Here is a 13,973-nt window from a genome sequence, read left to right as displayed (position 1 = left end):
CCCGTTGATGCATAGAAATGATTTCTAAAGGAAATCGGAATAATTTCATCAAGATCGATATAGGTTTCTAATAGAGACAGAAATGCAGGCTTGTCATTTTCAAATTTATCCTGGCAGTCTGAATAAATATCAGCCAAAGAAAGCTGTTTGTATGGTATCATATATATCAGAATAACTCCTTTCTTGAGTGTTGGTAGGTAGTTTTTGGACAACTCTATTTTACCATATCCGGTGAGGGGTTATTCATTTTTATTGCAATAAAAATGCCGTATTTATGCGGCTTTTGGCGTTTCGCAAACGCCTAGAAAAGATTATTTAAAGGGGGATTATAAAAGTATGGCTGGAATGATTTCTTCATTATTGTTTATTGTTATTATTGTTGCAGTAGTAGGCTTTATATCAGTAAGCAACAGAATAGACAGGATATCTGTTGCTATAAGTCAGGCCAAGGCTGATATCGAGGTGTACATGGTAAAAAGATATGACGTTATCATGAACTCACTTGAAGTGGCCAAGAAGTACATGAGTCATGAAGATGAGATCTTTTCAAAAATCCATCAGATCCATCAGAATATGTCTATTTCAGAGCTTTCTGAGCAGAGCAAGTTTCAGGATGCGGCTCAGAAGGGGCTTGTCGCACTTGCTGAGCAGTTCCCGGAACTTAAGTCTTCCGAAGTTATGGTTACGCTTCAGAAACAGATTGCTGATGAGAACGAGCATTTTGCAGCAGCTAAGAGAATGTACAATGCTAACGTAACACAGTACAACCAGGAGATTATTGTATTTCCTAATTCTATTGTTGCTTCAATAAAGAACGCAAGACCACTTGAATTCTTTAGAGATGAAGATGCATCTGCAAAGAGGAATGCAGATATACACTTTTAAAAGATTCACAAGATTACATAACCTCTATATCAAAATGATATAGAGGTTTAAACATTAATCGGAAAGTCTGTTAGGATACTGGTTCTTGAATTCTTCACTAAGCTCATTCTGAAGCATTGTGAAAAACTCAGAATATCGGAGAGCTGTTCCACCTAAAGGCTTCATTGCTGCTATAACCATAGTCCAAACCAATATTAAGCAAGGACTTTTCCGGATTATGGACAATCTCTTTTGAGGCCTTACTCATACGCCTTCGAATTATATAATCCCTGATACTGATGTTGTTAATGTACCTGAAAAGCTTCTCAATAGTAGACTTTGAGCAGTACAAATGATCAGCAATAGTATCTGTTTTAAGCGGCTGGGATAGATTGTCTTCTATATATTCCATAGCTTCTATAAGCAGCTGAATATTTTCCATGCTCTTGGTCCTTTCTGTTACGATATCGTAATTTAATTATACAGAAGTATTTGGAGTAGCTCTTGATAAAATGAGTAAAAAACTAAATAGCATAAGCCGGTGTGCTTATAGTTGGGTGCATTGGGTGTCCATATTATTTAAGCCAAAAAAATCAGGAATCCACAATATGTGCGATTTGCCGATTTTTTTATTTGTCTTTTTACAATAACATGGCAGGATGTGTTATTATTATATTAGATAACTTGAATTTAATAAAAACCAGCAGAACCGCTCGTATTGTGGTTTTGACAGATTATTATGTGGGAGTGGAAATAGTTAAAACTTTTTGATATTCCTAGGAAGGGGAAGGTTTCTATGGATTACATGTCTTCTAATACATATTTAAAGATTACCCGTGCTGACAAGAGTGAAGAAGTCATAAGAAAAGGCATCCTTGTAGCCTTAGAAGAGCCTGCAAGTGCAAGCCGATTTACAATAGATGCTGTAGGAGTCAGCAAGTCCAAACTTCCCTTTATGCTTATAGTAGATACCAAGTATATGGTAGCTATATTAAATGCATGTATTCATAACATGAAAGATTCTCGTGCGATATCCCAGAATATATGCTATTCACAGACTGCATCAAGATGTAGTGGTGATGAGGTATTTACCTATGACAAGGCTATAGTTCTTGATGATGAGAATGGTAAGATGTGGTTTGCTTCAGTTGCAGATGATACTAATATACTTACTATGTTCCGTGATTTTATTTCCAATCTTTCATCCAATACCAATATTGCAAGTCTTGATGCTATCAAGTCTATCCTTGATGAGGCCGGAAGTGAGTATAATCCCTCACGAGGAATAGACAAGGATGATAACAGAGCCTGGGATGAAGGTTTTGATTATGCCAAGAATCATATACTCCCTATGCTTGAAAGTGGGGCTATGGCTGTAATGTATACAGAAGAGGAGATCCCTGCGATCAACAGATTCTCTAAGCTCTTTGGTCTGTCTACAGAGAGACTTGAAAGAGATATGTACTACTATTATCACTACATCTATCTTCAGGGCAAGTGCTGGATACCGGCGACAGAATCTGATGGAAACTGGGACCGTATCATAAGCCTCCGCAGTATGCTCAAGAATAACGGAGATGTGGTTCTTCAGTGAAAAAAGTTAGTTAATAATAAGTGCGCCTCAGTTTGCAAAATGCATTCTGAGGCGCTTTTTATTACTAACCCAAACTTGCCATAGAGTCGGTGCAGTATCCCCAGTAAAACTTTTGGGAATACTGCACCGGTCAAGCGGTAATACAAGTTATATTGCTATAATTGTGAACTCGTTCGAATCTTCCAAGGGATAGAAGCGGACTCTGTATATTTCATGTTTCCAGGTCTTTTGAAGGCGTGGATCAGTTACAGGTATTGCCTCTATCTGGTATCTGCATGCTCCGACGACCTTGAAGGTGCATAGATCGCCGATCTTAAAGATTCCGTCTGTACTTGGATCTTCTGATAGCATAACTTCCGGCTTTTCATAAGTCATGAAGTTAAGAATGATATCTTTATTGTCAGCATCATCTTCAAATTGCCAGCTGTCTTTGATGACTAGTTTACATTCAGATATTAAAGATGCATACCTTTTGTATGATCTTAGCTTGCATTCCTGCGGATATGCATCCCGGATATCAAGTTCTATGCTGGTAAGATCATCAGATACTTGTACGCTGCTTGCATGATAATCTGCTCCCGGGAGCTGGTCATATCCAGCAATAGTGGGAAGATTGTGATAGCTTGATTGCATGGTCCATATCTCGTAGCGTCTTTCTGAGAAGGTCTTGGCAGTATAGCTTTCTACACCGACATCTATTAGAGCAGGTTTGTTCTTTGCATATAAAATAACACTTCCCGTATCATTGTGATTGTGACTGTCATCATTGTCACCTGCCTTGACTGACAGTACTATATCGCCATGCCTTGTTACAAATACACCGGCGCTTTCATAGTATACATTACCTGCAGGTATCTGATCAGGGTTCTCTTTGGCATAGTTTAGGATCTCTTTTTCATACATTATGGTCAGAAGCCTGTAGGAGAGATTGATCTCATCCTTAAGATAGTGCGCACTAGATGCTTTGACAGAAGCAAAGCTACCGGTAGATGACACTTCATTGCTTTCTAATGAAGATTTGAAATCCAGCGCAGCATATGACATGAGAGACGGACTGTCAACCATTTTGCCAAGAAGGTATTCTCTTGCGCCGGCAGGCTCTAATATTGGAGCGCAGTCTGCATAGTTAAGATAAAAACTACCATGAATATGAACATTGGAGATATATTCCGCGATATTTTTGATCTTGGCATTCTTCATACAGCCTTTGAAAGCGCCATCTGTCATGAGGTCCAGAAGATAAGTTGTGATATACATGCACAGCCCGGCATGATGATAGTACATAGCCCCTTCATCGCAGCATCCGTCATCGCCGTAGTCTTTGAGAAAATAGTCTACAGATCCTGCAGCTTTGCTTAGAATATCTTCTAAAGGTATAGTGGGATCGTCCATCTGGGCAGCAGTAAGAAGGATGTTCTGAGTACACCAGATAGTCCAGTTACACATAGGCTCGTCTTCCCTGCCCATCCACCAGAAATGTTCATTAAGATATGGCTTTATGATACGCTTTGTAAGCTCGGAATTAATACGATGACAGATCTCATCAGATACACTGTCAAGTTTATCTTTAAGGACATAGGAGATAGTTGCAAGCTGAGCCCCTGTCTCGCAGGCGAAAAGCTCAATTATAGGCCTGTCAGTATCAGGCAGTATATTTTGAGGAGTATCGCGCTTATATGAGTTATGTGCAGGAAGCTGCCAGGCACTTTCCTCACATATGCTATAGATCCCGTTTATGATATCATCGACAAAGCGTCCCTTATCCTCGCACAATTCACCGAGCACAAGTGAATTAAGCACACGCCTTTTGTTAAAATATACATCCTCAAAACGCACCCTGTTCCCCGTACGCTTAAAGTCCATAAATAAAGTTGCAGGAATAGGAGCAAAACTATATCCAAGATAATGCTCAGCATCTTTGATAAGATACTTCCTGGCATTTTCTGTAATACTCTCCCTTAAATTATCCCAAAGATCAGTTATTGCATGAACATTACCAGCTCTTGACAGAGCATCCCTATACAAATATTCCATATGCATCCCCCATAGATAATAATATGTGTTTTTTAGATGAATTATACCATTTCGATAATACCAAAACTATAATGCAATACCACATTTTGTCCGAAAAAAGATATAGGCTTTGAGTCCCAAATACAGCCTGTTGAGGTGACAATGAAAAAGCTTGGATTCTTAAAAAGATTCATGCCTTGTCTTGCCCTATGCCTGAGTATTATGGCGGGAATGGGACTTTTTGTCATGCACTCATATGCAATCTCTATGATACAGGCCGGAGTGATATCAGGCGTATATGATGACGAAGAAGAGATAAAAGAAAATGAGTCAGATGTTGATAATACAGAATCAGATATAGATTTAATATCAGATACTGATGAAGAAGAAACTATACCAAGAGACCCTTATGTCGCTGATGACAAAGAGTTTACTTATATGCAGTATGCCCGCGAAGATACCAGGATCAATGTTCTCGTATTAAGTTCCTATAGTATGAGAGATACTATAGTCGAGCCTGAAATTCAGGGCATCAATAATATCCTTTCTGAATCAAGCTATAACTTGAGCTTTGAATTCATGGATTCAAGGCGTTATGACTCTGAAGAAGATATCAGGATCTACTATTCCTACCTTTCCAACAAACTTTTAAGTGGCAAAAAATATGACTGTATCATATCTCTGGATGATGCTGCACTTTCTTTTTTGCTAGATCATGATGAACTTATCGATGGCGTGCCTGTAGTATATATGGGAATACAGGATGATGCCAATATAAAGGCTGCTAAGGAGTATGACAATGTTACCGGTATTACAGAAAACTATGACTTTGAGGGCAATGTTAAGGCCATCCACAACATGCTTCCCAAAGTTAAAAAGTTTTATGTAGTAACAGATAACAGTTATATAGGAAGGCTGGATCAGGCAGAATTTATTGAACTGGAAAAGAAATATAGCGAATTTGAATGGATATTTGTCAATATCTCCGAGACAGATATGACTATTGCCTGTGAGCTTCTTAAGAATCTGTCATCTGATAGTGTTGTTATATTAAGTGATGCCTACGAGACAAGTGATGGCATGGTCAACAGCTTTTTGTACAATGCACTGATGCTTACACAGAGTTCTTCTGTGCCTGTGTTCTGCTTTGCATATGATCTTACAGAGAAGGGAGTTGCAGGCGGAATAGTCTATGATTCAGTCAAGGCAGGAGAGATGGCTGCTATCATGGCAATGCAGATAATAAATGGCAGAGATCCAAGGGATATTACTGTAATAGACAAGACACCGACATTCCCTGTATATGATAAGGATATTCTTGATAGATATGGTATAAAAACGTCTTCGCTTCCCAAGTGGAGTACCATAAGGAATGCTCCTCTGTCATTTGCCGAATTCATGAAAGAATACCATAACATCATAATACCTTGCATAGTGATCATTGTAGTAATTTTCCTTGAGATAATACTTCAGAGCAGACGCCGCCAGAGATTCCTTTCAAGAGACTATCTAACCGGCATTCCTAACAGAGGATATCTTGATGATAAGATGCGAGGGATATCTGCCGGCAAAGATCATTATGGGTTCATACTTGTAGATATAGATGACTTTAGATCTATCAATGACCTTTATGGCAATAATGCAGGAGACAAGGTCATCGTTGAGACTGCATCAAGGCTTAAGGCAAGTGCTTCTAAAGATAGCATTATAGGAAGACTTGGAGGCGACGAATTCATAATTTTGTTAAAAGAATCTTCTGTAGACAATATAGAAGAATATTGCCGCAGTATCATTAGATCTTTTGACGAGCCTGTCACACTTGATAGTCAAAGCTTTGCAGTTAATGTTACTGTGGGCGCTACGCTTAGAACTCCTTCCATGGACAGTCTGAGTGCGTTTAATAATGCAAGTGAAGCATTAAGATATGCCAAGGACAAACTTCGACACAATTACTATTTCTTCAATCAGGATCTTGGCAAGGCTCAGGTTAGAAGACGTGAGATCAAAGCAACTATAGAAGAGGCTCTTTCTGATGATGGATTTGAGATCTTCTATCAGCCTCAGTTTATAACGGGAACAGATAAGCTCTTTGGCATGGAGGCTTTGGTACGTCTTAAGAATAATATTGCAGGTCCGGGAGAGTTCATACCTGTTGCAGAAGAGAATATGTCTATCATCAAGATAGACAGGATAGTTACTCACAAGACCATCAAACAGATAGGTGAGTGGCTTGGAAAAGGTTACAATGTGCCTTCCGTATCCATTAATTTTTCTAATCTTCAGTTAAGTGACAGGGGATATCCCAATTATGTATTTGAAAAGCTCTCTTCATATAATATCGATCCTTCGTATATAGTCATTGAGATAACAGAAAGCTCATTCCTTACAACTTCAAGTGCTACGACAGACTATTTTAACCAGTTTACAGAAGGTGGGATAAGGCTTTCTATAGATGATTACGGAACGGGCTATTCATCCCTTAGCTATCTTAACAGGCTTCCATTCTCGTGCCTCAAGATAGATCAGTCGCTTATAAGAACAGAGCCTACCAAGGAGAATCTGTTCATGATCGAGAAGATCGTAGAGATTGCTCATTCAAGGCATTATAAGGTTGTTGCAGAGGGTGTTGAGACAAGTCAGCAGGAAGAATTCCTTAAGAGCATAGGCTGCGATGCAACCCAGGGCTTTATGAGGGGTAAACCTATGAGAGCAGAGGATATAGAGAAGATTCTTGCAAGGACATAATGCTGTATTGTAATGCGTCATATATTTGAAGTTGTACACGAAGGTAAGGAAAGGGGTAATTTATGGGAAAAAAGAAGTTATCTGTAATAGTGTCTGCTATTATGTCTTTTATTCTACTTATGTTCCTTTTGGCTCCTAATACATCTTTAAATGCAAAAGCCAAAGATGTCATGACTCTTAATGCTTCAAGCAGCATAGATACTGAAGTCAGAGCTGTCTGGTTTTCTTTTCGCGACTGGCAAAAATATCTTCAGGGCAAAGATAAAGATTCTTTTACCAAGGCTTTTGAAACTATAACAGACAATATCCTGGGTGCAGGCTGCAATACGCTGATAATGCATGTAAGATCTCATAATGATGCGGTATATCCTTCCAAGATCTATCCCTGGAGTACAGAGATGCTTATGGGGACAGATCCCGGATACGATCCGCTTAAGATCATGGTAGATATCGCTCATAAAAAGGGGCTGTCCATACATGCCTGGATCAATCCTTACGGATTTAGAAACGGCGAATACTGCGGAGATGCAAGTCTTGCCACACATGATAATATTGTTGCGGGTATCGATGAGATACTTAGAAATTATAAGGTTGATGGGATCCACTTTGATGACTACTTCCCGGTGATGGATGCATCTGTTCATAACAGCCTTGTTGCGGATGTGTATAAGACCTGCCACAAATACGGTAAAGTATTCGGAATAAGCCCTACAGGTAATGTTGACAATAACATTGCAAAGGGGGCAGATATTGTAACCTGGATGTCAGTCCCTGGGTATATCGATTATATAGCTCCGCAGATTTACTGGACCAACATGTATTCAAGAGATGGCAGTGTTACGCTTTTTTCAAACAGGTTGCTGCAGTGGATAACGCTTAATAAGCTTGGTCTTCCTATGTATGTGGGGCTTGCATTATATATGGCAGAGGTTAAGCCTGCATCAGATCTTGGATGGAGCGTATCTGATGCCAATATCATGTCCCAGGTTACGGAACTTAGAAACAATAATCAGCCGGGGTTTATACTATATAGCTATAATAGCCTGTTATCTCCTGCTTGCGCGGCGGAGCTTAATCATCTTAAGGGGCTTTACAATACGCCGCCTTTGTATGGCTTTGATACAGCGGGAGATAAAGCAGATGATAAAGAAGCAGCCTATGAAAATGCTTCTGATAATACTTCTGATAATACAACTGGTAATAATGCTGTTGATAATAATGCAACTGATAATGATGCTGATATAAATGCGACTGAAAACTCTCAAAGCGATAATATCTATAATGCGCACATATATACAATTGCTATAGATCCGGGGCATCAGGCAAGGGGGAATTATGACAAGGAACCTGTAGGACCGGGCTCATCTATTATGAAGACCAAGGTAGCAGGAGGAACCCAAGGCGTATCTACAGGGATTCCTGAATACGAACTTACCCTTGATATAGCCCTTATTCTACGTGACGAGCTGCTATTAAAGGGTTATAATGTTGTCTTGGTGCGCGAATCAAACGATGTCAATATCAGTAATGCCGAAAGAGCCCAAATGGCTAATGCATCAGGTGCGGATATATTTATAAGGCTTCATGCAGACGGTAGTGATAATAGCAGTGTTACAGGTGTTACAACTTTATGTCAGAGTCCTTCCAATCCATATAATGCAGATCTGTATCAGAGCAGCAGACTATTATCAGAATGTATCCTGTCAGGATATACGCAGGTAACAGGTATTAAGAGCCGCGGAGTATCAGAGACAGATACCATGACAGGTATCAACTGGTCCAGGGTTCCGGTTACCATAATCGAGATGGGATTTATGACCAATGCATCAGAAGATCAGAAAATGAATGATGATGAGTTCCAAAAGCTTATGGTAGAGGGGCTGATATATGGCATAGATATGTACTTTGCGCAGAATTAAAACTTGGTTACAGAAAGAGAAGGTGTTTATTTTGAAAAAAGTTTTAGGCAGTAATAGTATACTTCTAAGAATCGCTATGATGATGGTACTTGTGATCGCAGTATCGCTTGTATATACCAATACTATAGATTCATCAGCAGAAGGTGCTCCTGAAATAGTGTCCTTTGAAGGGATTTATACCTATGAGCGTATGCTTCTTGATGCGCAGGCACTTAGCACGTATTATCCGGATGTTGTCAGCTATGAACTTAGGGCGCAGACTGCTCTTGGACACCAGATACTCGTGCTTAGACTTGGTAATCCGAGTGCTCCCAGACAGATTCTGGTGCATGCTTCAATCCATGGAAGGGAGTATTATGTAACACCTCTTGTCATGAAGATGGCAGAGTATTACGCAGCTAATGAAAAAGAGCTTCTATCTACAACCTGTTTTACCATAGTGCCCATGGTCAATCCTGACGGCGTCTCTATAGCTCAGAGCGGCGCTATTGCAGCATCTGATGCTAATTATCAGGCTTTTATAGGCTTCATAGGTCATTATAGTGCCTGGAAGTCCAATGCTAATGGAGTTGACATCAATCGCAATTTCCCGATTGGTTTTGGACTTGCAGAAACCAGGATGCCTTCCAATTCTTATGCCTTTTATGAAGGAATAGCTCCTTCATCAGAAGTTGAGACTACGATTTTGGAGCAGCTCCTTTCAGAGAATAGCTTTGACTGTTATCTTGCTTATCATATGAGAGGGAATCTTATCTATTTCTATGCACCTACATGTAGCCCTGAAATGTTTGCTATGTCACAGCTTATAGCTGCAACGGTTCACAACTCTACCGGATATAGGATTGATGTGGATCTGTCTGATACGCATCCAAATGGTTCATTTGCAGACTATGCTCAGATCATGTGCGGCGTTCCGGGATGTACTATAGAGTGTGGCACGACTCTTCCTCCGGCAGGTGCGGATCAGGTTGCAGGATTCTACTCAAGGAATCTTTACAGTTGGAAGAATGTTGCAAGCCTCTTTGCCAATGAGGCTTCGAATTAATCTTTTTTGCTTGATCTTTGAACTCCTTTTCGTGTCCATTAAATAGATGTTCTGGACTTTTTGAATTTTTAATATAACACATATGCTGATAATAGCAGCTGAGACTTATCTTGTAGTCGAAGCTGCTATTATTGTTTTATGGTATTAATTATTAAAATTCTCGAAAATAAAGAATAAAATTATATAAAGTGATCATTGTAAAGTGCGTAAAATGGCGGTAAAATTTTCTAGCTTATGTTTTTGTGACATGAAAGGATCTTTATTTCGAAGAGATTTTAATTATAAAAAGGGGATAAGAACCATGAAAAACGATGCTTTAAAACCTATGCTGTTCACTACGCTCAAAGATTATAATAAAGCGCAGTTTGTTAAGGATGTTGTTGCAGGTATCATTGTTGCTATTATTGCACTTCCTTTGTCTATCGCACTTGCACTTGCTTCGGGAGTTGGTCCTGAACAGGGCATCTATACTGCCGTTATCGCAGGATTCCTTATTTCATTTCTTGGCGGTAGCAGAGTTCAGATAGCAGGTCCTACAGCTGCATTTGCAACAATAGTAGCAGGTATAGTCCAAAGAGAAGGCATGTCGGGCCTTGCTCTTGCTACAGTGCTTGCAGGTATCATACTTGTCATCATGGGTCTATTAAAACTTGGAAGTCTTATCAAGTTCATTCCATATACTATTACAACAGGATTCACAGCCGGAATCGCAGTTACTATCGTGATCGGACAGATCAAGGATTTTCTGGGACTTACATATCCTAAGGGAACTGTGACTGTAGAAACTGTAGACAAGATTGGAGCTATCGTTTCTAATATAGGAACTGTTAATATTCAGGCGCTTATAGTTGGTATCGTATGTCTGGTGGTTCTGATCGTATGGCCTTATATCAATAAGGTAATCCCGGGATCTTTAATAGCTGTTATCGTAGGCGTGATCATGGTCAAGGGATTTGGTATGAAGGTTAATACCATAGGAGATCTGTATACTATAAGTTCAGGACTTCCTTCTTTTACAATGCCTCAGTTCTCTCTTGCATCTATTAAAAATATACTCCCGGATGCATTTACAATTGCTATACTTGCAGCGATAGAGTCACTTCTGTCATGTGTTGTTGCTGATGGTATGATAGGCTCTAAGCATAGATCCAATATGGAACTTGTAGCTCAGGGTGTTGGTAACATAGGATCAGCACTCTTTGGAGGAATCCCTGCAACAGGAGCTATCGCAAGAACAGCAGCCAATGTTAAAAACGGTGGTAAGACACCTGTAGCCGGAATGGTTCACGCTATAGTTCTTGTACTTGTTCTTGTAGTACTTATGCCTTATGCGGCACTTATACCTATGCCTACTATTGCAGCTATACTTTTCATGGTTGCCTACAATATGTGTCAGTACAGAGCTTTCCTTCACCTTGTAAAGACAGCACCTAAGAGCGATATCATAGTTCTGGTCCTGACATTCGTACTTACTGTAGTATTCGATCTTGTTGTTGCTATTGAGATCGGTATGCTTATATCAGGTCTTCTGTTCGTTAAGAGAATGAGTGAAGAGTCTGAAGTAAGAAGCTGGAAATATGTTGATGATGAAGAGCATGACGCTGACGCCATAAGACTTCGTGAAGTACCAAAGGCTGTAAGCGTATACGAAATAAGCGGTCCTATGTTCTTCGGCGTATCTGATATGCTTGCAGACATAACTGTTAAGGAATCAACCAAATGTCTTATCATCCGTATGAGAGGTGTACCTGCACTTGATGCTACAGCTATGAGAGCTCTCGAGCAGACCTATGATAAGATCACATCAGGCGGAACAACAGTCATATTCTCACATGTCAATGAACAGCCAAGACATACAATGGATAAGGCCGGATTCATTGCCAAGGTTGGAGAAGAGAACTTCTGCAACAATATCGATGCTTCACTTGAAAGAGCAGCGCAGCTGATCAAATAACCTCGATAGCCCCTGGGGGCGGAGTCAAGGAACCACCAAAAACAAAGTTTCTGATGGTTCCTCGACTCCGTCACCAGGGGCTATTTTGGCTACCGGTAATGGTCGATTATCCAAGTATTCGCTTTTTCATGTCTTCATCGGATTCGTAGATAGCTCTTTCGCCGCCGATGTATCTGGGCCTTGTCCTTGCTGCAAGGACATTGGCACTTCCTATTTTGTTATTAGTAAGCTTTACAGGCACAGCGACCCTTTTTAGATTCATTCCTATAAGGGTTCCGCCTATATCGATTCCGGCATCTGCCTGAATCTCTTCAAGAGCAACAGGCTCCTTGAAGGTATAATAAGCACAGGTAGCAAAAGAGCCACCGGCCTTGGGCTGCGGAACTACGCATGCAATATGGTTCTTCATACCAATAGAAACTGCGCACTCTTTTTCTACAATAATAGCCCTGTTAAGGTGTTCACAGCACTGGGATGCAAGATAGATCCCCTTTTGGTTTAGCTCATCATATATTGCGCCAAAGACTGCCTTGGCAACTTCAAGACTTGAATTGGAGCCTATCATATCTCCGCAGATTTCGCTGGTAGAGCATCCTACTACGAATACCTGCCCTTTACTTATACCTGAAGCTTCTACGATTTCATTGATACAAGCTCTTGCCTGAGAAGCTATTTTATCAAGGTCAAGTGTCGTATTTCTGTAAACATCTTCTTTGTTAGTCATTAAAATCATCCTTCTTTCCCAAAAGTCAAAAATGTATTCATTATTGCGCATATAACCTTGTGACTTATGATACTATAAACTGGAACTATTATAATATCCAGTTTTGGTATTTTGCACAAGACCAGCTCGCAGCAGATGCAGGAGTGCGGGGAATTTGATAATATTTAAGTTATATCTAGTCTTTAAACGAAGGGAATGATCATGATAGATAAATTTGAAAGAACAAAAATACTTCTTGGTGATGAGTCCATGAAAAGACTTTCAGAATGCCGCGTAGCGGTATTTGGCGTAGGCGGCGTGGGCGGCTATGTATGTGAAGCGCTTGCAAGAAGCGGAATAGGTCAGATCGATCTGATAGACAATGACAGAGTCTGCTATACCAACCTTAACAGGCAGATAATTGCGCTTAATTCCACAATAGGCAGATACAAGGTAGATGTCATGGCAGACAGAATCAGGGATATCAACCCGGATTGCATCGTTAATGTTCATAAGACTTTCTATCTTCCGCCTGAAGCCAGAAGCATGAAGCAGCTTAGCGTTTCTGCAAATGCATCTGATACAGATAGAAACAAAGGTCAAACAGAAAATGGAAATGCTTCTGATGATACAGATAAGAAGATAACAGGAGAGAAGTTTGATTTTGCCACTTATGATTATGTTGTTGATGCCATAGATACAGTAACAGGCAAGATAGGACTTATAGTAGAGTGCAGCGAAGCAGGAACACCTATTATAAGCTCCATGGGCGCCGGCAATAAGCTTGATCCTAGCGCATTTGAAGTATCTGATATCTATAAGACATCAGTGGATCCTCTTGCAAGAGTTATGAGAAGAGAACTTAAAAAAAGAGGTATCAGGAAGCTTAAGGTGGTCTATTCCAAAGAAGAACCCGTGGGAACAGGTGCTGAGGGTACCGGAAGAAGGCGTAGAACCCCGGGATCTATAGCTTTTGTGCCATCTGTTTGCGGTCTTATCATCGCCGGCGAAGTTATTCGTGACCTATCGGATAAAAGTTGATATAATAGTACAGCTATTATGCAAAAAAATCTGAAATGCCGCTTTTCAGATTATAGAATACAAGGTAAATGAGTTTTTTGCGGCTTTTTATGAAA

The 13,973-nt window shown here is 40.1% G+C and carries 10 protein-coding genes and 1 pseudogene; 7 read left to right on the top strand and 4 right to left on the bottom strand.

The annotated features are described in order from the left end of the window. Positions 1-161: pseudogene (locus tag BMX21_RS19105) on the bottom strand (ISNCY family transposase); the annotation flags it as partial. 175 nt (positions 162-336) lie between these two features. Here BMX21_RS19105 and BMX21_RS15215 point away from each other — a divergent pair. Continuing rightward, positions 337-885, top strand: coding sequence for a LemA family protein (locus tag BMX21_RS15215; protein ID WP_027205375.1), 549 nt, complete (start codon positions 337-339; stop codon positions 883-885). A 127-nt stretch (positions 886-1,012) separates the two neighbouring features. On the opposite strand, the gene BMX21_RS15210 is transcribed toward BMX21_RS15215, so the two are convergent. Then, positions 1,013-1,306 (bottom strand): helix-turn-helix domain-containing protein, encoded by a 294-nt coding sequence (locus BMX21_RS15210; protein WP_092045653.1) that lies wholly within the window; start codon positions 1,304-1,306, stop codon positions 1,013-1,015. A 354-nt stretch (positions 1,307-1,660) separates the two neighbouring features. Here BMX21_RS15210 and BMX21_RS15205 point away from each other — a divergent pair, with 354 nt between their 5' ends. Continuing rightward, positions 1,661-2,458, top strand: coding sequence for a hypothetical protein (locus BMX21_RS15205; RefSeq protein ID WP_022753445.1), 798 nt, complete (start codon positions 1,661-1,663; stop codon positions 2,456-2,458). Between the two features lie 147 nt (positions 2,459-2,605). On the opposite strand, the gene BMX21_RS15200 is transcribed toward BMX21_RS15205, so the two are convergent. Continuing rightward, a complete protein-coding gene (locus tag BMX21_RS15200) occupies positions 2,606-4,492 on the bottom strand; it encodes a heparinase II/III domain-containing protein (RefSeq protein WP_177174062.1) in 1,887 nt (628 codons plus the stop codon). Between the two features lie 141 nt (positions 4,493-4,633). Between BMX21_RS15200 and BMX21_RS15195 the strand changes: the two genes are divergently transcribed. From BMX21_RS15195 to BMX21_RS15180, 4 genes are all read left to right on the top strand, one after another. Beyond that, positions 4,634-7,216 (top strand): ABC transporter substrate binding protein, encoded by a 2,583-nt coding sequence (locus tag BMX21_RS15195; protein ID WP_092045649.1) that lies wholly within the window; start codon positions 4,634-4,636, stop codon positions 7,214-7,216. 62 nt (positions 7,217-7,278) lie between these two features. Continuing rightward, positions 7,279-9,135, top strand: a complete 1,857-nt coding sequence (locus tag BMX21_RS15190; RefSeq protein ID WP_092045647.1) for an N-acetylmuramoyl-L-alanine amidase — start codon at positions 7,279-7,281, stop codon at positions 9,133-9,135. A 31-nt stretch (positions 9,136-9,166) separates the two neighbouring features. Next, the gene (locus BMX21_RS15185; RefSeq protein ID WP_092045645.1) at positions 9,167-10,180 is read left to right on the top strand and encodes a M14 family zinc carboxypeptidase; all 1,014 of its coding nucleotides are present in this window, start codon (positions 9,167-9,169) and stop codon (positions 10,178-10,180) included. A 301-nt stretch (positions 10,181-10,481) separates the two neighbouring features. Beyond that, positions 10,482-12,134 (top strand): SulP family inorganic anion transporter, encoded by a 1,653-nt coding sequence (locus tag BMX21_RS15180; RefSeq protein WP_092045643.1) that lies wholly within the window; start codon positions 10,482-10,484, stop codon positions 12,132-12,134. Positions 12,135-12,240: 106 nt separating this feature from the next. Here the strand turns inward: BMX21_RS15180 and BMX21_RS15175 are convergent, their stop codons facing one another. Next, positions 12,241-12,858, bottom strand: a complete 618-nt coding sequence (locus BMX21_RS15175) for a TIGR01440 family protein (RefSeq protein ID WP_092045641.1) — start codon at positions 12,856-12,858, stop codon at positions 12,241-12,243. A 201-nt stretch (positions 12,859-13,059) separates the two neighbouring features. Here BMX21_RS15175 and BMX21_RS15170 point away from each other — a divergent pair, with 201 nt between their 5' ends. After that, a complete protein-coding gene (locus tag BMX21_RS15170; protein ID WP_027205369.1) occupies positions 13,060-13,878 on the top strand; it encodes a tRNA threonylcarbamoyladenosine dehydratase in 819 nt (272 codons plus the stop codon). The last annotated feature ends 95 nt before the right edge of the window (positions 13,879-13,973 follow it).

Origin of the sequence: Butyrivibrio sp. TB (assembly GCF_900110805.1) — a bacterium.
Taxonomy (GTDB): Bacteria; Bacillota; Clostridia; order Lachnospirales; family Lachnospiraceae; genus Butyrivibrio; species Butyrivibrio fibrisolvens_C.
The sequence above is the reverse complement of the archived record's forward strand: the minus strand, read 5'-3'. Positions and strand labels throughout refer to the sequence as shown.